The organism is Ectothiorhodospira sp. 9100 (assembly GCF_022227565.1).
In the GTDB taxonomy this organism is placed as follows: domain Bacteria; phylum Pseudomonadota; class Gammaproteobacteria; order Ectothiorhodospirales; family Ectothiorhodospiraceae; genus Ectothiorhodospira; species Ectothiorhodospira marina.
In genome coordinates, this window is the sequence record NZ_JAJNAN010000015.1 from 44,189 (window position 1) to 67,284 (window position 23,096).

At 62.8% G+C, this 23,096-nt stretch carries 24 protein-coding genes and 1 pseudogene; 20 read left to right on the forward strand and 5 right to left on the reverse strand.

The window, feature by feature from the left end:
• Positions 1–64 precede the first annotated feature (64 nt).
• From LPW29_RS06745 to LPW29_RS06830, 18 genes are all read left to right on the forward strand, one after another.
• A complete protein-coding gene (locus LPW29_RS06745) occupies positions 65–2,953 on the forward strand; it encodes a FimV/HubP family polar landmark protein (protein ID WP_238627383.1) in 2,889 nt (962 codons plus the stop codon).
• A gap of 184 nt (positions 2,954–3,137) precedes the next feature.
• Positions 3,138–3,737 carry a hypothetical protein gene (locus LPW29_RS06750; protein WP_338018681.1) on the forward strand — a complete coding sequence of 200 codons (600 nt, stop codon included), beginning with the start codon at positions 3,138–3,140 and terminating at the stop codon, positions 3,735–3,737.
• Positions 3,738–3,778: 41 nt separating this feature from the next.
• Positions 3,779–4,573 carry a tRNA pseudouridine(38-40) synthase TruA gene (gene truA, locus LPW29_RS06755; RefSeq protein WP_090254130.1) on the forward strand — a complete coding sequence of 265 codons (795 nt, stop codon included), beginning with the start codon at positions 3,779–3,781 and terminating at the stop codon, positions 4,571–4,573.
• Positions 4,574–4,683: 110 nt separating this feature from the next.
• Entirely contained in the window at positions 4,684–5,328 is a 645-nt protein-coding gene (locus LPW29_RS06760; protein WP_238627384.1) for a phosphoribosylanthranilate isomerase, read from the forward strand.
• Positions 5,303–6,523, forward strand: a complete 1,221-nt coding sequence (gene trpB, locus LPW29_RS06765) for a tryptophan synthase subunit beta (protein WP_238627385.1) — start codon at positions 5,303–5,305, stop codon at positions 6,521–6,523. Before LPW29_RS06760 ends, trpB begins: the two co-directional genes overlap by 26 nt.
• The gene (gene trpA / locus LPW29_RS06770; RefSeq protein ID WP_090254135.1) at positions 6,520–7,335 is read left to right on the forward strand and encodes a tryptophan synthase subunit alpha; all 816 of its coding nucleotides are present in this window, start codon (positions 6,520–6,522) and stop codon (positions 7,333–7,335) included. Before trpB ends, trpA begins: the two co-directional genes overlap by 4 nt.
• Positions 7,336–7,408: 73 nt before the next feature.
• Complete coding sequence (gene accD, locus LPW29_RS06775) at positions 7,409–8,395, forward strand: acetyl-CoA carboxylase, carboxyltransferase subunit beta (protein WP_090254136.1); 987 nt, start codon at positions 7,409–7,411, stop codon at positions 8,393–8,395.
• Positions 8,392–9,705: a bifunctional tetrahydrofolate synthase/dihydrofolate synthase gene (gene folC / locus LPW29_RS06780; protein ID WP_090254138.1), complete on the forward strand. Its 1,314-nt coding sequence runs from the start codon at positions 8,392–8,394 to the stop codon at positions 9,703–9,705. The genes accD and folC overlap by 4 nt, the downstream gene beginning before the upstream one ends.
• Before the next feature lie 82 nt (positions 9,706–9,787).
• Positions 9,788–10,258, forward strand: a complete 471-nt coding sequence (locus LPW29_RS06785; RefSeq protein ID WP_090254139.1) for a Dps family protein — start codon at positions 9,788–9,790, stop codon at positions 10,256–10,258.
• Positions 10,259–10,349: 91 nt separating this feature from the next.
• Positions 10,350–10,934 carry an SPOR domain-containing protein gene (locus tag LPW29_RS06790; protein WP_238627386.1) on the forward strand — a complete coding sequence of 195 codons (585 nt, stop codon included), beginning with the start codon at positions 10,350–10,352 and terminating at the stop codon, positions 10,932–10,934.
• 83 nt (positions 10,935–11,017) lie between these two features.
• On the forward strand, positions 11,018–11,512 hold the full coding sequence (locus LPW29_RS06795) for a CvpA family protein (protein ID WP_090254142.1): 495 nt from the start codon (positions 11,018–11,020) through the stop codon (positions 11,510–11,512).
• A 50-nt stretch (positions 11,513–11,562) separates the two neighbouring features.
• Entirely contained in the window at positions 11,563–13,071 is a 1,509-nt protein-coding gene (purF, locus tag LPW29_RS06800) for an amidophosphoribosyltransferase (RefSeq protein WP_238627387.1), read from the forward strand.
• Between the two features lie 112 nt (positions 13,072–13,183).
• A complete protein-coding gene (locus tag LPW29_RS06805; RefSeq protein WP_238627398.1) occupies positions 13,184–13,735 on the forward strand; it encodes a L,D-transpeptidase in 552 nt (183 codons plus the stop codon).
• Positions 13,736–13,768: 33 nt separating this feature from the next.
• Complete coding sequence (locus LPW29_RS06810) at positions 13,769–15,937, forward strand: malate synthase G (protein ID WP_238627388.1); 2,169 nt, start codon at positions 13,769–13,771, stop codon at positions 15,935–15,937.
• 148 nt (positions 15,938–16,085) lie between these two features.
• Positions 16,086–16,361 (forward strand): type II toxin-antitoxin system Phd/YefM family antitoxin, encoded by a 276-nt coding sequence (locus LPW29_RS06815; RefSeq protein ID WP_238627389.1) that lies wholly within the window; start codon positions 16,086–16,088, stop codon positions 16,359–16,361.
• 84 nt (positions 16,362–16,445) lie between these two features.
• Positions 16,446–16,703: a type II toxin-antitoxin system RelE/ParE family toxin gene (locus LPW29_RS06820; RefSeq protein ID WP_238627390.1), complete on the forward strand. Its 258-nt coding sequence runs from the start codon at positions 16,446–16,448 to the stop codon at positions 16,701–16,703.
• 402 nt (positions 16,704–17,105) lie between these two features.
• Positions 17,106–18,053, forward strand: a complete 948-nt coding sequence (gene arsS, locus LPW29_RS06825; RefSeq protein ID WP_238627391.1) for an arsenosugar biosynthesis radical SAM (seleno)protein ArsS — start codon at positions 17,106–17,108, stop codon at positions 18,051–18,053.
• Between the two features lie 250 nt (positions 18,054–18,303).
• The gene (locus LPW29_RS06830) at positions 18,304–18,660 is read left to right on the forward strand and encodes a hypothetical protein (protein ID WP_238627392.1); all 357 of its coding nucleotides are present in this window, start codon (positions 18,304–18,306) and stop codon (positions 18,658–18,660) included.
• Between the two features lie 36 nt (positions 18,661–18,696).
• On the opposite strand, the gene LPW29_RS06835 is transcribed toward LPW29_RS06830, so the two are convergent.
• Together LPW29_RS06835 and LPW29_RS06840 are read right to left on the reverse strand one after the other, a co-directional pair.
• Positions 18,697–18,837 carry a hypothetical protein gene (locus tag LPW29_RS06835; RefSeq protein ID WP_238627393.1) on the reverse strand — a complete coding sequence of 47 codons (141 nt, stop codon included), beginning with the start codon at positions 18,835–18,837 and terminating at the stop codon, positions 18,697–18,699.
• A gap of 26 nt (positions 18,838–18,863) precedes the next feature.
• Positions 18,864–19,622 (reverse strand): DUF4351 domain-containing protein, encoded by a 759-nt coding sequence (locus LPW29_RS06840; protein ID WP_238627394.1) that lies wholly within the window; start codon positions 19,620–19,622, stop codon positions 18,864–18,866.
• A 29-nt stretch (positions 19,623–19,651) separates the two neighbouring features.
• On the opposite strand from LPW29_RS06840, the gene LPW29_RS15735 reads away from it, so the two are divergent.
• A complete protein-coding gene (locus LPW29_RS15735) occupies positions 19,652–19,738 on the forward strand; it encodes a Y-family DNA polymerase (RefSeq protein ID WP_238627399.1) in 87 nt (28 codons plus the stop codon).
• 28 nt (positions 19,739–19,766) lie between these two features.
• Positions 19,767–20,357: pseudogene (locus LPW29_RS15635) on the forward strand (Y-family DNA polymerase); the annotation flags it as partial.
• A 126-nt stretch (positions 20,358–20,483) separates the two neighbouring features.
• On the opposite strand, the gene LPW29_RS15740 reads toward LPW29_RS15635, so the two are convergent.
• The 3 genes from LPW29_RS15740 to LPW29_RS06860 form a co-directional block, all read right to left on the reverse strand.
• Positions 20,484–20,972 (reverse strand): methyltransferase family protein, encoded by a 489-nt coding sequence (locus tag LPW29_RS15740; protein WP_443112349.1) that lies wholly within the window; start codon positions 20,970–20,972, stop codon positions 20,484–20,486.
• 343 nt (positions 20,973–21,315) lie between these two features.
• Positions 21,316–21,681, reverse strand: a complete 366-nt coding sequence (locus tag LPW29_RS06855; RefSeq protein ID WP_238627396.1) for a type II toxin-antitoxin system RelE/ParE family toxin — start codon at positions 21,679–21,681, stop codon at positions 21,316–21,318.
• Positions 21,681–21,971 (reverse strand): type II toxin-antitoxin system ParD family antitoxin, encoded by a 291-nt coding sequence (locus LPW29_RS06860; RefSeq protein ID WP_238627397.1) that lies wholly within the window; start codon positions 21,969–21,971, stop codon positions 21,681–21,683. Before LPW29_RS06860 ends, LPW29_RS06855 begins: the two co-directional genes overlap by 1 nt.
• Between the last annotated feature and the right edge of the window lie 1,125 nt (positions 21,972–23,096).

Consider the following 23,096-nt stretch of genomic DNA (forward strand, 5'->3'; position numbering starts at 1 on the left):
GGGAACGGCGGCCGGGCCGGATGAACAGGACGGTCCCCGGTCGTGTTAAAGAGGGGATGATGCTGTGCGCAGAGTGGCTTTGGGAACCGCCGTATGGGCCCTGATCGTTCCGGGGGCGAGCCTGGGACTGGGGCTGGGGGAAATCGAGCCCCGATCCGCGCTCAACCAACCCCTCCGGGCGGAGATCGAACTGGTCTCGGTGGAGCCGGGCGAGGTGGACGATCTGGTGGTGCGACTGGCCCCCGACGCACTGTTCACGCGCATGGGCATCGACCGTGACCACCGGCTGACCGAACTCGATTTCGAGCCGATGACGACCCGTGACGGTCGCCATGTCATCCGGGTGACCTCCCGCAACCCCATCCGCGAACCCTTCCTCAACTTCCTTATTGAGGCCAGCTGGCCCAGCGGCCGCCTGGTGCGCGAATACACTATCCTCCTGGATCCGCCCACGCGCTTTGAACAGACGCGCCAGCCCACCCCGGCCCCCTCGGCACCGGCCCCCGGGCGCGAAACTTCGCCACCGGGCGTGACGCGCGCCGAAGCGCCCCGCGATACCGGCCCCTCCACTTATCGGGTCAGTCGGGGCGACACCCTGTGGCAACTGGGGGAGCGGCTGCGTCCCAATACAGCTGTGAGCGTCGAACAGATGATGCTGGCCCTGCTCAGGGCCAACCCCGAGGCCTTCGAGGAGAACAATATCAATAACCTGCGCAGCGGCCAGGTGCTGCGCGTGCCGGAGCGTGATGAAATCACTCGCCTGGCGCCTGGCGAAGCGCGTCAGGAGGTGATGCGCCAGAACCGGCTATGGAGGGAATACCGGGAGCGAGCCACCGAACAGCCTGAACCCCAGGTGGCTGTCACCGATGAGCCCGCGTCGCCATCCGGTGAGGCGACTCCCGAAACCTCCGCGGAACCGGCGCCGGACGCATCGGCGGGGGATGATGCCCGCCTGGAGATCGTGGGCGATGTCGCCACCGATGATGAGGCCCAACGCCTGCAGCAGGAACTGGCCCTGTTGCGGGAAACCACCGAGTCCCGCCGCCAGGAGGCGGATGAGCTGCGTAACCGGGTAGAGGAACTGGAAGGCTTGCTGGAAAGGCAGACCCGCCTGCTGACCCTCACCAATCAGCAGTTGGCGAACCTGCAGAATCAACTGGCCCGTATGGAGGGTCGCGAGCCGGACTACCTGCCTCCGGCCTTGCCCACCCAGCCCCTGCCAACAGCTCCCGAGTCGGTGGTGCCTCCGTCGGATTCAGTTCCGGATGTGAGCCCAGCGCCCGAGGCCACCCCGGCGCCCCCTGCACCCGCTGAATCGGAACCGCGGCCCACCGCGCTGACCCAGTTGTTGAATAACCCGGCGCTGCTCATGGGGGCGGGCTTTGGCCTCTTGCTGATTCTCGCCCTGCTCTGGTTGATGATTCGTCGCTTGCGTGACCAGGACGATGGCGAAGAGGCCGCTGCCCCGGTGGCGGATGCCACCCTCAAGGGCGAAGCGGGCGCATCGGGTCAGGGGCTGGCTGCTGCGGCAGCGGGTGGCGCTGCGGCGGCGGGCGCCACTGGCACGGCCCGGGATGAAGCCGGTCAGGGGCGTCCTGCCTTCGGTGTTGAGCCGGACTCCGGTGAGGATATGTCCACGGCAATGATGGACACCATGGAGACCCAGTTGCCTTCGCCGAAGAGGCCCATGGGGGATGCTGCTGAACTGACGGATACCATGGAATTCACCGTTCCCGGTGGCGCCACCGCTGAAGCAGTGGATGATGGAGGGCCACGCCATCGGGATGAGGTCTCAAACGATGATACGGTGGCCGAGGCGGATGTGTATCTGGCCTACGGGCTCTACCAGCAGGCGGAAGACCTGCTGGAGAATGCCGTGAAACAGGATCCGGACCGCCTGGATTATCGTTTCAAGCTGGCCGAGGCCTATTTCGCCGGCAAGAATCGGGAAGCCTTTGAGGGGGTGGCGGCGGACATGCGCCAGTCCCTGGGTGAACGTCCCAGCAAGCTATGGGATCGCGTGGTGCTCATGGGGCAGGAGATCAGCCCTGACAATCCCTTGTTCCGCGGTGTGGCCACGTCGGGCCAGGCCGCCCCCGAGCGCCCCGATACCAGTGACTTCGACCTGGATACCGCGGAGCTGGAAGGGTCGCTCTCCGAAGTGGACTTCGAGATTCGCGATGACCTGGACGATATGGGTCTGGGAGACGGGGAGGACGCTGGGGATTACACGCAAGTCTCCGGTATCGGGGATCTGGATCTGGATCTTCCCGAGGACATTGGGGGGGATGCGCCCACCGGTGCCAGCAAGGAGGTTTCAGACGAGGCGCCCACTCGGGTGCCGCCTCCGTCACGGACGGCCTCGCCCACCCCGGACACGCCTGAAGTCCCTGCTCGCACCTCGGGCTCGGATGCCGATGATGCCACGCTGGAGTTTGACCTGGACGACAGTGGCTTCCTGGACGAGGAGTGGGCCAAGGACCTGGGTGAAGGTGTGCCCGGGGCGGGGTTGGACCAGGGAGCGGATACCGGGGCTGATGAGCCGAAGCGGCCGCCGTCCGGTGTGGCGGATGATACTGCCACGCTGCAGATGGATGAGCCCTTCCCGGAGCTGGATGAACCCCAGGCGCGGGACGGTGATGTCGGGCATTCAACGACCGATGGTACGGATGACCAGGACTCGCCCCTGCAACTGGATGCCGACGACCTGAATTTCGATCTGGATGACACCTTTGATGCGGATGATGCTGCTCGCACCATGGATGAACTGGGCAGTGCCGAGGATGAAGACTTCAGCCTGGGCGACGAGATCAGCACCAAGCTGGATCTGGCCCGAGCCTACATCGAGATGGGTGATGCTGAGGGGGCCCGTGCCACACTGGAGGAAGTGGTCAGTGACGGCGACGAAGGGCAGCGACGCGAGGCAGAGGAGCTGATGCGTCAGATTCAGTAAGCCGCCGGCGATCCGGCACCTCTTTTCAGCCCCTGGGAGAATACCCGCCGGTTGGCACTGAACAACCGGCGGGTGTTTTTCATTGTGATTCATGCATCCAGCCATCAAGATACTCGGCGTTATCCTGTTCATCCTCTGCGTCGCCCGAGCCGTTCCGGCGGTACTGGCCGGTGGATGTGTTTGGGTGGCGCTTGGTCTTTGGTACCTGGGTGGGCAAGGAATTGACCGTTTCGTGACCATGGTGGGGCGGCTCAAGTGGTTTTTTGTATCCATCATTCTGGTGTTTGGCTGGTTCACTCCCGGGACGCCACTGCTTCCCCTGGCCGGAGAGCTATTGCCCAGCCGGGAGGGGCTGGTGCTGGGGCTGCAGCGCAGTTTGGTCCTGGTACTGGCCGTGGGTGCGGTGGTCTGGTTACTGGAGACGACCCGGCGGGATGAGCTGGTAAAGGGTCTGCTCTGGCTCACCCGGCCCCTGGCTCTCCTGGGGTTTCCGCGAGAGCGATTTGCGGTGCGGTTGGTGCTGACCCTGGAGGCCCTGCCCCATGTCGGACTGCTGGCCCGGGAGGCACGGGGCAGTGTTCAGGGGGCACCACGGAGTCTGGGTGCGCGATTGCAAGGTTTGGGCGAGCGTGCTGCCGGTCTTTTCCAGGGAGTGCTCAACCAGGCGCATCAAGCGCCGCTGGAACCCATTCATCTGACCCCCATGGCGGCACCAGGATGGCGGGACTGGCTCGGCATGGCTCTGGTGATCCTGCCCCTGGTCTTGCTGGCCGCCGGACCTTGATGCGAGCGGATGGCTCTGATTTTTCTTGACCACGGTGACCCATGACTGAGACCTTGCAGCGCCTGGCCATAGGCATCGAATATGATGGCTCTGGATTTCGTGGCTGGCAGACCCAAAGAGAGGCCCGCACCCTGCAGGCCCAGGTAGAAAAAGCCCTCTCCCGGGTGGCGGACGAGCCCATCCACGTCACCTGTGCCGGACGCACGGATGCAGGTGTACACGCCACGGGGCAGATCATCCATTTCGACACCCGGGCGGTGCGCGATCCGCGAGCCTGGCTGCTGGGGGGTAACAGCCATTTATCCCCGGAACTGAGCTTTCAATGGGTGCGGCCCATGCCTGCGGACTTTCATGCCCGTTTCTCGGCGCGGTGGCGTCGTTATCGCTACATCTTTCTCAATCGCCTGACCCGTCCCGCCATCCTGCGCCGAAGGGTCACGTGGATTCACAGACCTCTGGATGCAGCCCTGATGGCTGAGGCCGTGCCGCACTTGCTGGGTGAGCAGGATTTCTCCAGTTTTCGTGCGAAGGGATGCCAGGCCCGCACACCCATACGCACGGTACAGGAGGTGTCGGTGCATCGGCGCGGCGATTTCATCCATATGGATATTCGTGCCAATGCCTTCCTGCACCACATGGTGCGCAATATCGCCGGGGTCTTGATGGCCATCGGTCGAGGAGAGTATCCGCCCGACTGGATCGCTGAGGTGCTGGCGGCGCGCGACCGCTCCCAGGCGAGCGTCACGGCCCCGCCGGATGGTCTTTATCTGGTGCAGGTGGGTTACGAAGATCACTTCGACCTGCATCCGCCTGCCATCGTCCCTGAGTACGCCTGAGCGCGGTCATGGTCATATGCCTGTCCCAGGCGATCCCTCCGTGGCCACGGCTGATCCCGGGACAGGATTTCTGGTAACCTTGTGGGTCCTGTTCAGCAACCCAGGCAGTCATGCGTACCCGTATCAAGATCTGTGGCATTACCTGCGCCGAGGATGCCCGGGCGGCGGCCCAGGCCGGCTGCGATGCCATCGGTCTGGTCTTTTACGATCGCAGCCCTCGGGCCATCGATGCGGCGCGGGCATTGACTGTGGCGCGGGCCGTTCCCCCCTTCGTGACGCGAGTGGGATTGTTCATGGATGCAGATGCCGAACAGGTGCGACAGGTGATGGCCCATGTGCCCCTGGATGTACTGCAGTTTCATGGCAGCGAACCGCCGGATTATTGCGAGTCCTTTGGCTGCACCTATCTCAAGGCGGTCCCCATGGCCGGGCCCGAGACGCCGGATGCCTTCATGGGGCGTTATGTCGGAGCCCAGGGTTTTTTGCTGGACAGTCATGGCGCGGGGCAGGCCGGTGGCACCGGGCAGGCTTTCGATTGGGGCCGATGGCCCACGGGAACCCAACGGTCATTGGTGCTGGCCGGCGGGCTGCATCCGGACAACGTGGCCGAGGCGGTCAGACAAACCCGTCCCTGGGCCGTGGATGTGAGCAGTGGCGTGGAGTCGTCACCGGGCGTGAAGGATGCCCGACGCATGATCCGATTCATCAGCGAGGTACGACGTGTCGACCGTGAGCAAACCCCAACAGACGCCTGACTGGCGCGCCTTCCCGGATGCCCGTGGGCATTTTGGGCCCTATGGTGGCCAGTTTGTCTCCGAGACCCTGATGGAGCCCCTGGAAGAACTCCGGGAGGCCTATCAACGTTATCTCAAGGACCCGGAGTTCCTGGCTGAACTGGATCGCGATCTGGCTCAATACGTGGGTCGCCCAAGCCCCCTGTATCTGGCAGAACGGCTCACCCGTGAACTGGGTGGCGCCCGGGTCTACCTCAAGCGCGAGGACCTGAACCACACCGGCGCCCACAAGGTGAACAACACCATCGGCCAGGCACTACTGGCCAAGCGCATGGGCAAGACCCGCATCATTGCCGAGACGGGTGCCGGACAGCACGGTGTGGCCACGGCGACCGTGGCGGCGCGCCTGGGGCTGGAATGCGTGGTCTACATGGGCGCTGATGACATCCAGCGCCAGTCGCCCAACGTGTATCGCATGCGCCTGCTGGGGGCCAGGGTGGTGCCCGTGTCCTCCGGTTCACGCACCCTCAAGGATGCCCTCAACGAGGCCATGCGCGACTGGGTGACCAACGTCGACAATACCTTCTACATCATTGGCACCGTGGCCGGTCCGCACCCCTATCCGGCCATGGTGAGGGATTTCCAGTCGGTGATTGGTCGCGAGGCCCGGGCCCAGTATCTCGAGGCCACCGGCGAACTGCCCGATGCCCTGGTGGCCTGCGTAGGGGGTGGCTCCAACGCCATCGGTCTGTTCCACCCCTTCCTGAATGATACCGATGTGGCCATGTACGGGGTCGAGGCGGCGGGAGACGGTATCGAGACGGGTCGTCACTCCGCCCCCCTGTGTGCTGGCAAACCGGGCGTGCTGCATGGCAATCGCACCTACCTGATGGAGGATGTCGACGGTCAGATCACCGAAACCCATTCGGTATCGGCCGGTCTGGATTATCCCGGTGTAGGTCCGGAGCATGCCTGGCTCAAGGATGTCGGACGGGTGCAATACGTCTCCGTCACGGATGATGAGGCCTTGTCTGCCTTCCACCGCCTGACGCGCACCGAGGGCATCATCCCGGCCCTGGAAACCAGCCATGCCATTGCTCAGGTGATCAAGCTGGCGCCCCAGGTTCGCGCCGATGGCGGGATCATCGTCAACCTGTCCGGTCGTGGTGACAAGGACATCAATACCGTGGCCCGCATGGAGGGCATCGAACTGTGAGCCGCATTGCCGCCCGTTTCGAATCTCTCAGGTCCCAGGGCCGCAAGGCCTTGATCCCTTACGTGACTGCCGGTGATCCGGAGCCTGCCAACACCGTGCCGCTGATGCATGAGCTGGTAGAGGCCGGTGCCGACATCCTCGAGCTGGGAGTGCCGTTCTCCGATCCCATGGCCGACGGCCCGGTGATCCAGCAGGCTTGCGAGCGGGCCTTGAAGCACCATGTGAGCCTGCGCGGCGTGCTCGGCATGGTGCGTGAGTTCCGCCGTGACAATACCACCACGCCGGTGGTGTTGATGGGCTACCTCAATCCCGTGGAAATCATGGGCTATGAGACCTTTGCCCGAGAGGCGGCCGAGGCCGGCGTGGATGGCCTGCTGACCGTGGATCTACCCCCCGAGGAGGGCGGCGATCTGGTGCAGACCCTGTCCGCGAACGGCATCGACCCCATCTTTCTGCTGGCGCCCACCAGTCACGAGGCCCGTATCAAAGCCATTTGCGGAGCGGCCTCCGGTTTTGTCTACTATGTATCCCTCAAGGGGGTGACCGGGGCTGCGAGCCTGGATGTGGACGCAGTGGCGGAGAAGCTCTCTTTGATCCGCCAGCACACGGATCTGCCGGTGGGCGTGGGCTTTGGTATCAGTGATGCCTCCACCGCTGCCTGTGTGGCCCGTGTGGCCGACGCCGTGGTGGTGGGCAGTGCCCTGGTCAAGTTGCTGGCCGCCAACACCCAGGATCTGCCGGCGGGTCGTGCCGCCGTGGCAAGCCTGCTGGGAGAGATGCGCCAGGCCATGGATGCCTCCCAGCAGGCCTGATGGAACACGCCATTGTCTTCACGGTCGCCACGCAACCGTGCCGATCATTGATCCAACAGGATGACCAACGCCCATGAGCTGGTTTGAAAAACTCGTCCCTTCCCGGATCCGCACCGAGGCCACCAACAAGCGTGCCGTACCCGAGGGCCTTTGGCTGCGCTGCGATGGCTGTTCGGCGACCTTGTACCGCCCTGAGGTGGAGCGCAGCCTGGATGTCTGCCCCAAGTGTGGCTTCCACATGCGCATGAATGCGCGACGTCGCCTGGAGACCTTCCTGGACGCCGGCGAGCGCGAGGAAATCGGTGCCCAGATCGAGCCCGTGGACATGCTGCGCTTCCGTGACAGCAAGCGCTACAAGGATCGTCTCCAGGCGGCCCAGAAGACCACGGGCGAGAAGGATGCCCTGGTGGTCATGCAGGGTACGGTACGGGACGTGCCCGTGGTGGCCGCGGCCTTCAACTTCAATTTCATGGGGGGATCCATGGGCTCGGTGGTGGGCGAGCGCTTTGTGCGCGGTGTGAACACCGCTGTGGAGCAAGGCATTCCCATGGTGTGTTTTTCGGCCAGTGGCGGGGCGCGCATGCAGGAGGCCCTGTTTTCGCTGATGCAGATGTCCAAGACCAGTGCCGCCCTGGCGCGGTTGCGCGCGGCAGGTTTGCCCTACGTCTCGGTGATGACGGATCCCACCATGGGGGGTGTGTCCGCCAGTCTGGCCATGCTTGGGGACATCAACGCCGCGGAACCCGGAGCCCTGATCGGTTTTGCCGGTCCGCGGGTGATCAAGCAGACGGTACGCGAAACCCTGCCGGAAGGCTTTCAGCGCTCCGAGTTCCTGCTGGAACACGGTGCCATCGACATGATCATTGACCGACGTGAGATGCGTAACCGTCTGTCATCGCTCCTTTGCCTGCTGACACACCGGCCCGGCCAGCCGCTCCCCGAGGCCGAGGCCTTCGACGAGGAACCGGTTTCAGAGCAGGCGGCTCAGCAACCCCCCGAGGGTCTGGGCGATGCCTCCCTGGAGCCGGAGAAGGCGGGACAGGGGCCGGCCAGTTCATGAGCGAAACCGACGTACCCCCGCCGCGTTTTGATAGCCTGGCAGACTGGCTGGACTGGCAGGAGCGGTTTCATATCCGTCCCATTGATCTGGGGCTGGACCGGGTAGGGCGCGTAGCGGACCTGATGGGGCTGCGGCCTGCTTCCGCCCCGGTGATCACCGTGGGGGGCACCAATGGTAAGGGATCCACCGTGGCGTTCCTGGAGGCCATCTACCGGGCGGCGGGTTATCGTGTGGGCGTTTACACCTCTCCCCATTTATTGCGCTACAACGAGCGCATCCGTCTGGCAGGGGTTCCCGTGGAGGATGGGCTTCTGTGCGAGGCCTTTGCTGCCGTCGATCGGGCTCGGGATACGATCAGTCTGAGCTACTTCGAGTTTGGCACCCTCGCTGCCCTGTGGCTTTTCCGCCGCCAGGCCATGGATGTGATCCTGCTGGAAGTGGGGCTGGGTGGTCGCCTGGATGCGGTGAATATCCTGGATGCCCATGTGGCCGTGGTGACCTCGGTGGGTATCGATCATCAAAGCTGGCTCGGGGAGGACAGGGAAGCCATCGGTTTTGAGAAGGCAGGTATCTTTCGTAGCGAACAGCCGGCGGTCTGTGGTGATATGAACCCCCCGTCTCGCCTGCTGGAGCATGCGGCGAACCTGAACACCCCCCTGGCCCTGGCCGGGAGCGACTTTCACGTGGGCCCCGTGAGCGACGATGGGGTGTGGGATTATCACGGTATGGGAATGACGCTGCCGTCGCTGCCGCCACCGGGCCTGGCCGGTTCGATTCAGCGTGGTAATGCAGCTACGGCCCTCACCGCCGCCTTGCTGCTGGAGGATCAGGTCCCCCTGACCGAGCAGGCGGTGCGCGAGGGGATCGCCCAGGCGCAACTGATGGGGCGGTATCAGTGCCTCCGGCAGGCGCCGGCAGTATGGGTGGATGTGGCCCACAATCCCCAGGGTGCCTGTACCCTGGGGGCACACTTGGCGGATGCGCCTGTGGAGGGTCGCACCCTGGCGGTGATGGCGGTCATGGCCGACAAGGATGTTCCGGGGATCCTGGAGCCCTTGAGGCCACTGATGGACGCCTGGTATCTGGGGGCGCTGGACCTGCCCCGGGCCTTGGCACCTGAAGCGTTGGCCGCCCACCTGGAGGGTGAGGCCCCGGTGCATATCGCGTCCAGCGTTGTGGAGGCCTGTCAGGCTGCCCTGTTGCAGGCGGGGCCGGCGGACCGCATTATCGTGTTCGGGTCCTTTCATACCGTGGCCGCAGTGCTACAGGCACCGTTCCCCTGGGTCGATACGACCTTGAAGAGCGCCTGAATCGCCCATACCTCTTGGGTGTGAGGGTGCTCGACTCACCCATTTTGTCCGTCCATTAAGCAGAACGAAGGAGCACAACGCAGTGAGCAAGATCGATATCGGTATCAACGAACAGGACAGACTCAGCATTGCCGAGGGCCTCAAGCGCCTGCTGGCTGACTCCTACACCCTGTACCTGCAGACCCACAACTTCCACTGGAACGTGGTGGGGCCGCAGTTCCGCGAACTGCATCTGATGTTCGAGGAACACTACACAGAGCTGGCAACCGCCGTGGATGATATTGCCGAGCGTATCCGCACCCTGGATGTGGTGGCACCAGGCACCTACAAGCAGTTGGCCTCCCTGAGTTCCATCGAAGAGGTGGAGAACGTGCCTGCGGGTCGGGAAATGGTGGACATCCTCACCGACAGTCACGAGAAGGTGGTCAAATGCTGCCGTGAGGTGCTCAAGGTGGCGCAAGCGGCCGACGACGAATCCACCGCCGCGTTGGTGTCGGATCGCATGCGGGTTCATGAAAAGACCGCCTGGATGTTGCGGGCCCTGAACCAGTAACACGCCGTTTCTGGCGGCAGCGCCCACGGGCCGGCTCCCTTGCCTGAAGGACAGGGTGCCGGCCCAGGGCTTGTGAGATGATGGCCAACCCGTGGAAGCACCCCTGAAACAACGCCTGTTGGGCGCTACCGTGCTGGTGGCCCTGGCTGTGATCTTCCTGCCCATGCTGCTGGATGGCGCCGGACGAGAGGCCCGTCTGGATGCCAAACGGGCCATACCCCCGGAGCCGGTGTTTGACCGCCCGTCTGCCGCGGCGCCCCGCAGCGCTGGCACCGTGGCACCCGAGGTGTCCACGCCGAGGATGCTTCAGGCCCCGGCGCCCGACTCGGTGCGTGAGCCTCAGGCACGTCCCTTGCCGGATAATGCCGCGTCGCAGCCGGAGGCATCGACGACGGAATCCCGCCCGTCAGCCCGTCCCCAGCCTGGCAGCACGCCAGTGTCCGGTGGCTGGGTGGTGCAGGTGGGCAGTTTCAGTCAGGAATCCAACGCCCGGGCCGAGACGGAGCGCCTCAGACAGGCCGGATTCCCGGCCTTCGTGGAACGCACTGAGGCGGAAGGGCGATCGCTCTTTCGTGTGAAGGTGGGCCCGGAACTGGAGCGGCGAGCTGCCCAGGGCCTCAAAACGCGGCTCCAGCAGGAGCAGGCGCTGGCGGGCATCGTTGTCACCCATCCGTGACCGGGTTATTTTTCGGGCAAAGGGCCATTCGTGCCGTCGATCTTTGTTAAAATCCCGGTCATGCTTCTGCAATCATTACGACAATGATCTGGATCGATTTGGTTATCGTGGCCATCATCGCCATCTCGGCGGTGATCAGCCTGTTTCGGGGGTTCATCAAGGAGGCCATTTCGGTGGCCACCTGGGTGCTGGCTTTCCTGGTGTCGCTGACCTACTCGGCACCTTTATCCGAATACCTCCCCCTGGGAATCGAAGATCCGACGTTGTTGGTGGGGATCGCCTTTGCCATCCTCTTCATTCTCACCCTGATCATGGGTGGGGTGGTGAATATGCTGGCGGGCCAGTTGGTAAAAAAGACCGGTTTGTCCGGCACGGATCGAAGCATCGGCGCCGTTTTCGGCCTGGCGCGTGGCGTGGCCATCGTGGCCGTGGTGGTGCTGATGGCGGGCCTGACCGTCGTGCCCCAGGAACCCTGGTGGCAGGAAAGCCAGCTATTACCCCAATTTGAACGTATCGCGCTGTGGATGCGTGACTTCCTGCCCCAGGATATCGCAGAGAACTTCTCCTTTGGGGATTGACCCCCGGATCGGGTTCCCCCGCTCTTTTTGAATCTTCAAGAGGCCTTCCCATGTGCGGAATCGTCGGAATCGTCGGTCGCAGCCCTGTCAATCAGGCGCTGTACGACGCCCTGTTGGTATTGCAGCACCGGGGGCAGGATGCGGCCGGCATCGTGACCTGTGACCTGGAAGGCCACCTGCATTTGCGCAAGGACAACGGCTTGGTCAGGGATGTCTTCCATGAGCAGCATATGCGCAACCTGACCGGCACTATGGGGATTGGTCATGTGCGTTACCCCACCGCCGGCAGCGCGTCATCTGCCGAGGCCCAGCCATTTTACGTGAACTCCCCGTACGGCATCACCCTGGGGCACAACGGCAACCTCACCAACGCCAGTGACCTCAAGCGCGAACTCTTCCTTGAGGATCGACGCCATATCAATACCGAGTCGGATTCCGAAATCCTGCTGAACGTGCTGGCCCAGGAGCTGATTCGTCATGATGGCCTGGCGGTGACTCAGGATGAGATCTTCAACGCCGTGCGAGGCGTGCATCGTCGCTGCCAGGGGGCCTATGCCGTGGTGGCCATGGTGGCAGGTCGGGGGGTGCTGGGCTTCAGGGATCCCCATGGTATCCGTCCGGTCGTATTCGGGCGGCGGGAAACCCCGGAAGGACCCGAATACATGGTGGCCTCGGAAAGCGTGGCCCTGGACACCCTGGGTTTTGACCTGGTGCGAGATCTGGATCCGGGGGAAGCGGTCTACATCGAGATGGATGGTACGGTACACACCCGTCATTGCGCCGAGCAGGCCACACTTTCACCCTGCATCTTCGAGTATGTGTATTTTGCCCGCCCCGACTCGGTCATCGACGATGTGGTCGTGCATCGGGCACGCATGCGCATGGGAACGCGACTGGGCAAGAAGATCCTGCGGGAATGGCCGGACCACGACATCGATGTGATCATCCCCATACCGGACACCGGGCGCACCGTAGCCATCGAGATGGCCCATGAACTGAACGTGAAGTATCGGGAAGGCTTCATCAAGAACCGCTACATCGGCCGCACCTTCATCATGCCGGGTCAGACCCAGCGACGTAAGTCGGTACGCCAGAAACTCAATGCCATCGGCCTGGAGTTCAAGGGCAAGAATGTGCTGCTGGTGGATGACTCCATCGTGCGTGGCACCACCTCCCGCGAGATCGTCATGATGGCCCGGGAGTCCGGGGCCCGTAAGGTCTACTTTGCCTCCGCCGCGCCGCCGGTACGGTATCCCAACGTGTATGGCATCGACATGCCGGCCGCACAGGAACTCATTGCTCATGGGCGCAGCGAGGACGAGGTCTGTGAGGCGGTGGCCGCCGACCGTCTGATCTATCAGGATCTGGAAGATCTGGTGGGCGCCGTGCGCAAGGGCAATCCGCGTCTGGAAAATTTTGATTGTTCGGTGTTCACAGGGGAATATGTCACCCAGGTCAGTCGTGATTACCTGGCCCATCTGGAAGCGCGTCGCAATGATCTGGCCAAGAAGAAAAAGGAACGCGAATACGCCAACCTGGATCTGTATAACAACGCCTGATGCCGTGTTGAATCGCCTCCGCATCATGGCCATCCTGGCTCTGTGTCTGCTTGCCTTTGGCCCGATGGCGGGCGCGGGCTGGTATGTGGAAACCTTCGATAGGGAGCATGAGATGGCGCCGTGGTATCAACCTGTCCTCAAGCGACTGCAGTCGGATTTCCCCGAATTCTTCGTGGCCGATCCGGTCGCCGTGGTGCGCATTGATGAACAGCGGCTCTACCTGATCCGGCAGGGAGAGGTTCAGCGGGAATATCCGATTTCCACCTCCCGCTTTGGCATTGGCAATGAGGATGGCAGCCTGCGCACCCCACTGGGCGTGCATCGGATCCACAGCAAGTTTGGCGACGGCGCGCCCAGGGGCACGGTGTTCCGGGCCCGCGAGAACACGGGTCAGATCACGCCGATTGTCACCGCGCCTGAGCGTACTCCCCGGGACTTCGTCACTACCCGCATTCTCTGGCTGGAAGGGCTGGAGGACGGCGTGAACCGAGGGGAGGGGATCGATTCCTTCTCCCGCTATATTTATATTCATGGCACCGACGAGGAAGGTCTGATCGGTCAGCCCGCCTCGGAGGGCTGCGTGCGCATGACCAATGCGGATGTGATAGAACTGTTCGACACCATGCCCGAGGGGACGCTGGTGGTCATCCAGTCGTCACCCTGAAAGCCCCAGCCTTAAGCAAGCAGAGGACAGCATATGAGCGAGTACGTCACGGCGGGTCAGTTGCAGGTTGCCGCCCAACTGCACGATTTCATCAACCGGGAGGCCCTGCCGGGCACGAACGTCTCTGCCGAGGCCTTCTGGGGTGGCCTGGACCGGATGGTTCATGATCTGGCCCCCAGGAATCGGGAGTTGCTGGAAAAGCGCGATGCCTTGCAGGCAGTGATTGATGACTGGCACAAGGCCCATCCCGGCTCCGTGGATATGCAGGCCTACCAGGACTTTCTGCGGGAATCCAACTATTTGCTGCCGGAAGGCGAAGACTTTCAGGTGAGCACCGCCAACGTGGATCCCGAGGTGGCCAGTCAGGCCGGACCGCAGTTGGTGGTGCCGGTCATGAATCCCCGCTATGCCCTGAATGCCGCCAACGCCCGTTGGGGCAGCCTGTATGATGCCCTCTATGGGACGGATGCCATTGCCGATGCGGATGGCTGCGAGCGGGGGGCTGAGTTCAACCCGCGGCGTGGCGCCAGAGTGGTGGAGTTCGCCCGGCGGTTCCTGGATGATGCGGCCCCCCTGCAACAGGGCAGCCATGTCGGTTCCAAGGGCTATGCTGTGGTGGACGGCGTGCTTCGGGTCACCTGCGCCGACGGCAGCGAGACCGGCCTGAAGGTCCCGGGGCAGTTCAGGGGCTACCAGGGTGAGGCCTCGGCCCCCAAGGCGCTGCTCCTGGAGCACAACGGCATCCACTTCGAGATCCAGTTCGATGCTGCGCATCCCATCGGCAAGACCGATTCCGCCGGCATCAAGGATGTGCTCATGGAGGCAGCATTGACCGCCATCATGGACTGCGAGGACTCGGTGGCTGCGGTGGACGCTGAGGACAAGGTGGAGGTCTACCGTAACTGGCTGGGCCTCATGAAGGCTGACTTGTCCACCACCTTCGATAAGGGTGGACGCAGTGTGGAGCGGTCCATGCACCCGGATCGGGAATACACCACCCCGGAAGGCGGTCGCCTGGTGATGCAGGGTCGCTCGCTCATGTTCGTGCGCAACGTGGGGCATCTCATGACCATCGATGCCGTGCGTGACAAGGAGGGCCAACCGGTCCCTGAGGGCATCCTGGATGGGATGATCACCAGCCTGATTGCCCTGCACGACCTGAACAAGACCACCGGGATGCGCAACTCCCGCAGCGGCTCGGTGTATATCGTCAAGCCCAAGATGCATGGTCCGGAAGAGGTGGCCTTCACCAATGAACTCTTCGCCCGCATCGAGGACGCCCTGGGCATGACCCGCCACACCCTGAAGGTGGGGGTGATGGACGAGGAAAGGCGCACCACCTTGAACCTCAAGGCCTGTATCCGTGAGGTAAAGGAGCGCATCGTCTTCATCAATACCGGTTTCCTGGATCGTACCGGGGACGAGATCCACACCTCCATGGAAGCCGGCCCCATGATCCGCAAGGCCGCCATGAAGAACGCCCGCTGGTTGCAGGCCTATGAGGACTGGAACGTGGATGTGGGTCTGGCCTGTGGCCTCAAGGGACACGCCCAGATCGGCAAGGGCATGTGGGCCATGCCGGACCTGATGGCCGACATGCTCAAGCAAAAGGTGGGACATCCCAAATCGGGCGCCAACACCGCCTGGGTGCCATCGCCCACGGCGGCCACGCTGCACGCCCTGCATTACCACCAGGTGAAGGTGGCGGATGTGCAGGCCCAGCTGGCGAGCCAACGCCGCGCCCGGCTGGAGGATATCCTCACCATCCCGGTGGAGGCCGATCCCCACTGGAGCGCCGAGGAGATTCAGCAGGAGCTGGACAACAACGCCCAGGGCATTCTGGGTTATGTGGTGCGTTGGATCGATCATGGTGTGGGCTGTTCCAAGGTGCCCGACATCAACGACGTGGGCCTCATGGAGGACCGGGCCACCCTGCGCATCTCCAGCCAGCATATCGCCAACTGGCTGCACCACGGTATCTGCAGTGAGGCCCAGGTGGTGGAGACCCTCAAGCGCATGGCCCAGGTGGTGGACGAGCAGAACGCCGCTGACCCCACCTATCACGCCATGTCGGCCGACTTCAATGCCTCGGTGGCCTTCCAGGCGGCCTGTGATCTGGTCTTCAAGGGTCGCGAACAACCCAACGGCTACACGGAGCCGGTGCTGCACCGGCGCCGGATCGAGGCCAAGGCACGGGGCTGACAGGTCCCAGAGTGCGCAAGGATCGCGCCTTTGCCCGTTCTTGCCCTCATACGGTGACAGGCAAAGGGGCGGTAGATCGGCCACTCGCCCGTAATGGGTGAGATACATGTAATGCAGACCCTGATCGCCTTATTTCAGGAGCAGAGCCGTGCGCTACTCATCCCAAGTCAAGCCCATCAGCTACCTCAAGGCCAATGCCGCCGAGGTACTGACCCACCTTGCCGAAAACCGGGAACCCTTGGTCATCACGCAGAATGGGGAAGCCAAGGCTGTGCTGCAGGACGTTGCCTCCTTCGAGGAAACGCAGGAGACCTTAGCCCTTCTGAAGATCCTGGCGCTCGGCCAGCAGGACGTCGAGGCCGGTCGCCTTAAGCCGGTCGGCGATGTGGTGGCGCGTCTGCGTGCGAAGCGCATCGCGGTCTGATGGCCGACAGGCCGACGCGCTACGCGGTGCTGCTTGCGCAAGGCGCAGAGCAGGACTTGGAGTCCATTTACGACTACATCTGCGATGTTCGATGGCCCGGACCACGCGAACCACGTGCTCAACCGCTTGCTGGAGGTGGTGGAGGGGCTCGTCGAGTTTCCGGAGCGCGGGAGCTATCCGAAGGAACTCATGGCGCTGGGCATCAAGGATTACCGCCAGACGGGGTTCAAACCCTACCGTGTGATCTATCGCGTCCTGGGCGACCGGGTCGTTATTTACTTGATCGCCGATGGTCGCCGGGACATGCAGTCCGTGCTGGCTCGCCGGCTTCTGGGTGCTTGACCCGCAGCATCCCGATAAAGCACGCCCAGGGTCACCACGGCCGCGATGAACGCCAGCAGGACCCCGCTGACCAGCCATTGCCGATTCCAGCCATTCATGGCGCGGCTCCCGTTCTCGATCATCGTGGCCCAGTATCCAATGGGGACAGGTTCATTGCCTATCCGTAGTATCCACAACGCCGCGCTGGCAGGCCTTGATGCCCGGCGCCCATGAGGTGCGACTCCCTCACCGCCTCGACCGTGCGCTGCGGCGCGTGATCGTCACGCCTGACTTTGGGGTGGTCCCTGAGTGAGCAACCCGCATTGTGGGACATCGACGAGCCCGATGATCTGCGCCATCTCCCAGGGCACTGGAAGGAATGCACGACTTGACCGCCGCAGGGCCGGCCACGAAGGAGATTCCATGAGCGCCATTCTGCAAAAAACGCAATCCACCACCTTCCCGGCCATCCGGCGTGGGCGGCTGGAAACCCTGCAGGTCAACGTGGGCTATGTCTGTAACCTGACCTGCTTTCATTGCCATGTGAATGCAGGGCCCAATCGTCGGGAGAAGATGGATCGCACCACTGCCGATCTGGTGCTTGATTATCTTCGCGGTGCCGGGATTCACACCCTCGACCTTACTGGCGGCGCGCCGGAGTTGAACCCTCAGTTTCACTACCTGGTGGAGCAGGCGCGGGGGATGGGGGTGCATGTGATGGACCGTTGCAATCTCACGGTGCTGGAGCAGCCGGGCCAGGACGATCTGGCGGCCCACCAGGTGGAGGTGGTGGCCTCCCTGCCTTGCTACACCCAGGATCATGTGGACACCCAGCGCGGCGAGGGTATCTTCGAGCAGAGCCTGGCGGGCCTGCGGCAACTGAACGCCGCGGGCTACGGACAACCCGGCAGCGACCTGGTGCTCAACCTGGTCTATAACCCGCTGGGGTCTGATCTGCCGCCCCCGCAGGCGCAGTTGGAGGCCGACTACAAGGATCACCTGGCGCGGGACCATGGCATCGTATTCAACGGGTTGTTTGCCATCACCAACATGCCCATTCACCGTTTTGCAAAGCAGCTTCGCAAGAACGGTCAGTACGAGGCCTACATGATGCTCCTGAAGGACGCCTATCGGGATGAGAGCCTGGCAGGCCTCATGTGCCGAACCCTGCTCAGCGTGGGCTGGCAGGGCTACGTGTACGATTGCGATTTCAACCAGATGCTGCGCCTTCCCCTGGGGGCTGGCACACGGCAGCGTACCCATCTGCGGGACTTGATCCACCGGAACCTGGATGGCGCACCCATCACGGTTGCGGATCATTGCTATGGGTGCACGGCCGGCCAGGGTTCCAGTTGCGGCGGGGCGCTCTGACCGGGTCGTCAGGACCCACCGGACACCACAGGCCTTGTTCCATGAGCAGGTGGTCTGCATCGGCAAGGCGCTCCACGCATCAACTGAACGGACGTCTCAGTCATGGGCGGCGTCCCTAAGTATTAACACTGTAGGTATTCATCCGAATGTTGGTCAGGGGTGACGCGGCCTATTCTGAAATCAAGCTCAAGGCACACGGCAACACCGCCTTGGGATGAGATCCGAAACCGCGATTGGAAGGAGAATGACCATGAAAACCCTGACCTTGAAAAACAGCCTCATTGCCGGCACCGCCACGATGATCATCGCCACCACGGGCCAGGCCATTGGCTCCGAGTGGGATCATCTGTTGCAGACCTATGTGCCGGCGGGCGCGGCATACCAGGCCACCCTGACCACGCCACCCAGCGACGCGCGTGCCTCAACGGGCAACGTGGTGGTGGGTTCGGTCTATGATCCGCACCTGCAGGCCTTTGTGGGCAAGGTGGAGGACCAACCGGTGGGTTCGCCCCGTTCAGCCGCATCGTCCAGCTCCGCCGAGCCGGCCAACATTACGGGTAGTCACTACGACCCCCAGCTTCAGGCCTTCGTCGCGACGGTCGAGTGATGGTCGCCCAACCCCTGGAGGCGCCGGTCGGCGCTTTCAGGGGCGACTGGAGATGTCCACCCGGGCATTCTCCGGCTGAATATTCCGAAAATCCCTTGCCGGGGTGAACCGGGCCAGTTCGGCCACGGCCCCGGCCATTTCCACGCCGGCAGGGCCGCACGGATGCGGTCCGATCACGATCCCGTACAAGGGTACGATGGAACTCAGTGTCTGGGCGTTTCGCTCAGCAAGGCTTCAAGCGTCTCTGCCTCCAGGATGGCGTCAGCCCAGGTTTCCAGTTGGTCGGGGCCGGCTTGGTCGAGCCGGGTCTGCGCCCATGTGGGGATCGCGCCGTACTTCTTGACGATCAGACGGGCCAGCATGCGACGGGTACCTTGCTCACGCCCTTGTTCCAGTCCTCGCTCCAGCCCTTGCTCCAGCCCTTGCTCCAGGCCTTGCTCAAGCCCCTCCTGGCGCCAGCGTTCCGGCCATTTCTTGATGCGTTCAGCCAACATGGTGTGTACCTCATGCAGTTCCTGTAAGTCGTTCAGTTCGGGCAACTCCATGTCGGGTGCCCGGTGGGGGAGCAGAACACGCCGTATCCAGACCACGAAGGCCCGCCGCAGGCCTGTCTGCTCGGGTGCCTTGAGCCAGTCGACCAGCTTGCCCAGGACATTGAGCATTTCCTGCTCGTCACGGTTGTTCTCCAGCCGGAAGAGGGCGGCGACCGCATTGCGTGCCGGCTCCGACCAGGCCGGGTCGTTGACGATGGCCCCCTCGTCCAGCAGGAGATAGCCAAGGGCAGGGCGGTAGCGCTCCAGTCCTCCTGGTACCTGTTCGACCAGATCGGCGATGTCAGGTGCCGCACGCCAGCGTTCCTCTCCATTGTAGAGCACCACCGGCAGGACAGGCGGCAGCTTGCCGCTGGGTGTCAGTTTGGTCTGGCGGATCAGATCCTGGTAGAGCAGTCCCACATAGCTCATGCGGCAGCCGCTGCATTGCCCATCTCGACATGGATGCGTTCTACGCGTCCGTGGAACTGCTGCGTTATCCGCAACTGCGGGGGCAGCCCCTCGTGGTCGGTGGGCGTCGTGCCTGAGCCGATCGCCCGCCGTATCAAGGAGGCGGTGCGTGCGGCGACGGGGTTGTCCTGTTCGATCGGCATCGCGCCCAACAAACTGCTGGCAAAGATGGCTTCGGAGTTGGACAAGCCGGACGGTCTCACGCACGTGGAACCAGCGGACCTGGTGGCCCGGATATGGCCGTTGCAGGCCAGCAAGATCAACGGGATCGGGCCGAAGTCCACAGAGCGGTTGGCGCGTCTGGACATTCATACCATCGGTGATCTCGCCCGGGCAGAACTCGGCCTTTTGCAGGAGCACTTCGGCCCCCGATATGCCGCCTGGCTGCATGATGCCGCGCACGGGCGTGACGACCGGCCGGTGGTCACGGAGGCCGAGCGCAAGTCGGTCAGTCGCGAGACCACCTTCGAGCGTGACCTGCACCCGAGACAGGATCGTGCCGAACTCACTGGGATCCTGTTGGCACTTTGCGAACGGGTGGCTGCTGATCTACAGGCGCTGGGCGTGCGTGGACGGACCGTGGGCATCAAGCTGCGCTACGCGGACTTTCGTACACTGACCCGGGACCACACGCTGCGCGAGCCCATTGATGCGCAGGCGGACCTGCTGGTCGCCAGCCGGGAGTGCCTGCGCCGGGCGCCTCTGGATCGGCCGTTGCGACTGCTGGGTGTGCGCATGAGTGCCCTGGTGCCGGTGTCGCTGAAAATCCTGGAGTCTGGGAGCAGGGCGAGTTGGCCTTCGACGAGTGAAGCTGACGGCCTGCTACCCAACGCCCCGCGAAGGCGACAACCGTGGCAGCAGGAGCCCACTTTGAGCGCGCCACTGGCCGTGCTCTATTGGAAAGCGTCTCGCCAGGAACTCGTCTTCAAGGCGCGCCTGAATCACCAAAGCGGTGATGGCTACCACCAGTATCAGTCCAGCGGCAACACTGGGTGCGAGCATGGCCAGGCCAACACAGGTGACGGCGTCCCCGAGATACATCGGGTGGCGCGTGGAAGGGAACAGACCACCGCTGCGAACCAGCCGAACCGGCTCCTGCGACTCGGTGCAGGTAACACCTTTTCGCCGAAGTACGGCATAGTGCGCCAGCGTGATGCAGCCACCGAAGACCACCAGTAACTGGGCGAGGGGGATAGCTGGACTCGGCCAACCTGGTAGCCCTCCCGCTACGAAGCGCTCAATCACCAAGCCGATGAGTACGCCACTGGCTGCCAGCTTTGTCCACCACGCTGCTGAATCTTTCAGAGTCATTGTTTCGACTTCCTGATATGGATGTCTGCATTCGACCCAGAGCGGGCAGTCAGCGGCACAGGATGAGCGGCTGTAGCCGGACGTAAACCTGCCACTGGCGGGTGTTCGGTATCGACATCGACACCTGCCCGGCCTGCGGTTTCGCAGTGCGGATCATCGCCCGCATCAATTTCGCCGGCCTCTACTTTCAGCAGGGGCGGACCCGCCCGCGAGGCCCTCGAGCTGTGCGTGCCGGTGGAGGGCTGGCTAAGTAGTCATTGCAATGTAGACATGCGGGAGACCTCGCTCGGCTTGCGGCCGAGCAGGCCCGTTATGCCTCCTCAGACCATACCTCCACCGGCTCTTATTCCCAGAGTGCCTCGGCATCCAAGTGTCGCGCGAGTTCCATGGCGTCGTGCAGAACCCGCCCGACGACAACATGATCGTGCTCCACCCGGTAAATCAAAAAATGTCTTGGACGGCGCACAGCGCCGGATTCCGTTCGGGCGCGCTCCCGGCTCAAATGCAGGTGCCAGGATCGTACGCCGTCGCCAAGCTCCGGTCGTTCGACGCTGCCGGTCCGAGCAGGCTGGCTGGAGATGTCACGCAGCGCGGTGACCAGCAGCGTTTCGTAGCGTTTGCGGGCCGCCTCTCCGAACTGACTTTGTGTCCAGGCGAGGATGTCGATGAGATCCGCCTGCGCGGCGGTGGAGAGTCGATAGCGCGCCATCAACCTGCCAACTTAACCCGGTTGGCGGCCTGCTGCCCCAGTTGGCTCATGAAATCCTCGAGATCGTCCTCGACGATATCGACATAGCGCCCAGCGGTGATATCGGCCCAGCCCTTCTCGGCCGCTTGTTGCAGTGCCTGCAGCTTGGCCGCTTCGAGCTGTTCGCGCTGCTCGATCATGCGCAGCCCGTCGCGCAGCACCTCACTGGCGTTCTGGTACCGCCCCGATTGCACCAGGGTTTCGACAAGCTCTTGCTGATGGTCGCTCAACACCACATTGCGGGTCGGCATGGCGGATTGACTCCCATGATGGAACCATCCTGAGCATAGCAGTATTGGCATATTATGCCAATGAACGCGCTCAGCCCGGACTCGCTCACACGCCCGACCGCGCGCGTCCAGGCCGATCTTGAGAGAGCTTGCAGCGGTATTTGACCTCCAGAGTCCCAAGTGCCCCTTGAGGAACAATCTCCGCAAGGGGCGAGGTCCGTCTCCTCCGCAGTCGGTGGCTGTCCACGACCCGAAGCGGGCAGTGAGTTGGGTTGGACGGGTGTCTGCTGTCGAATGTGAACCTGGCGTTCGGAGGCGCTTACTGGAATCCATATAAAGACCTCCGGGGGCAGGGTCTTGCACCTAGACGGTTTCGCGTCTTGCAGGAGCTTTTCGGGGGCTACATGCGGGTACGTGTTGCGAAAGGACAGAAGAGTGAGTAGCGAGCAGGCATCGAAGGGAGCGGATGAACCCGATGGAACGGGCGACAGGCGGCCCAAACCACTGACCGGAAGGTTCAATAGCACCTTGAGGAAAGCCCCATTGATCGTGGTAGAATTGTGACGAATTTCACATGACGGGGTTTTTCGATTGTGTGGCTCTCCGGGAGCAGATCTCACCTAACGCTATCCAGTGCTTACCATGGGATCACCCAGTAAGGGAACCTCTATTAATTCGATTTTCCGGAATTTTAACCCAATAAAATCAACGGTTTGTGGGCGGCGGCGAGCAATTAATAGGGGTTCCCGTAAGTCGAGTCAAACAGGCCCAGCGACGCTGTTCTGCCAGTATAGAGGTCTGTTTCCTGGTTGCGTCGAAGATGTTGCTGGGTTGCCTGCGTATTATGGAAAGAATGGCGGCCTGACAGTTGAGTTGGGTTTGCGAGATAAAATTCCAGAAGAATATAGAGATTACTGGGAGTCACCGGCCTCTCCCAGTAAGCAAAAAAAGAGGCTGGTAAACTGAAAAAGGAATGGATCGACATGAAGTTAAAAACTCTGTCTGTGGCCGCTCTGGCCGGTAGCATGCTGGTATTGGGACCAACTATTGCCGCTGCGGAAGCAAAGGGGAAAATCAATCCTTGGCAGCACTGTGGTATTGGTGCGGCAATCTTTGATGATAATGGTACCGCCGCTGCTATCTCTA

What these genes read in the sequence shown, in the direction of transcription:
- truA (WP_090254130.1), top strand. Translation starts at nt 3,779, where the DNA reads ATGACTGAGACCTTGCAGCGCCTGGCCATAGGCATCGAATATGATGGC.
- LPW29_RS06760 (WP_238627384.1), top strand. Translation starts at nt 4,684, where the DNA reads ATGCGTACCCGTATCAAGATCTGTGGCATTACCTGCGCCGAGGATGCC.
- accD (WP_090254136.1), top strand. Translation starts at nt 7,409, where the DNA reads ATGAGCTGGTTTGAAAAACTCGTCCCTTCCCGGATCCGCACCGAGGCC.
- folC (WP_090254138.1), top strand. Translation starts at nt 8,392, where the DNA reads ATGAGCGAAACCGACGTACCCCCGCCGCGTTTTGATAGCCTGGCAGAC.
- LPW29_RS06795 (WP_090254142.1), top strand. Translation starts at nt 11,018, where the DNA reads ATGATCTGGATCGATTTGGTTATCGTGGCCATCATCGCCATCTCGGCG.
- purF (WP_238627387.1), top strand. Translation starts at nt 11,563, where the DNA reads ATGTGCGGAATCGTCGGAATCGTCGGTCGCAGCCCTGTCAATCAGGCG.
- LPW29_RS06805 (WP_238627398.1), top strand. Translation starts at nt 13,184, where the DNA reads ATGGCGCCGTGGTATCAACCTGTCCTCAAGCGACTGCAGTCGGATTTC.
- LPW29_RS06810 (WP_238627388.1), top strand. Translation starts at nt 13,769, where the DNA reads ATGAGCGAGTACGTCACGGCGGGTCAGTTGCAGGTTGCCGCCCAACTG.
- LPW29_RS06820 (WP_238627390.1), top strand. Translation starts at nt 16,446, where the DNA reads ATGTTCGATGGCCCGGACCACGCGAACCACGTGCTCAACCGCTTGCTG.
- arsS (WP_238627391.1), top strand. Translation starts at nt 17,106, where the DNA reads ATGAGCGCCATTCTGCAAAAAACGCAATCCACCACCTTCCCGGCCATC.
- LPW29_RS06830 (WP_238627392.1), top strand. Translation starts at nt 18,304, where the DNA reads ATGAAAACCCTGACCTTGAAAAACAGCCTCATTGCCGGCACCGCCACG.
- LPW29_RS06840 (WP_238627394.1), bottom strand. Translation starts at nt 19,622, where the DNA reads ATGAGCTATGTGGGACTGCTCTACCAGGATCTGATCCGCCAGACCAAA.
- LPW29_RS15735 (WP_238627399.1), top strand. Translation starts at nt 19,652, where the DNA reads ATGGATGCGTTCTACGCGTCCGTGGAACTGCTGCGTTATCCGCAACTG.
- LPW29_RS15740 (WP_443112349.1), bottom strand. Translation starts at nt 20,972, where the DNA reads ATGACTCTGAAAGATTCAGCAGCGTGGTGGACAAAGCTGGCAGCCAGT.
- LPW29_RS06855 (WP_238627396.1), bottom strand. Translation starts at nt 21,681, where the DNA reads ATGGCGCGCTATCGACTCTCCACCGCCGCGCAGGCGGATCTCATCGAC.
- LPW29_RS06860 (WP_238627397.1), bottom strand. Translation starts at nt 21,971, where the DNA reads ATGCCGACCCGCAATGTGGTGTTGAGCGACCATCAGCAAGAGCTTGTC.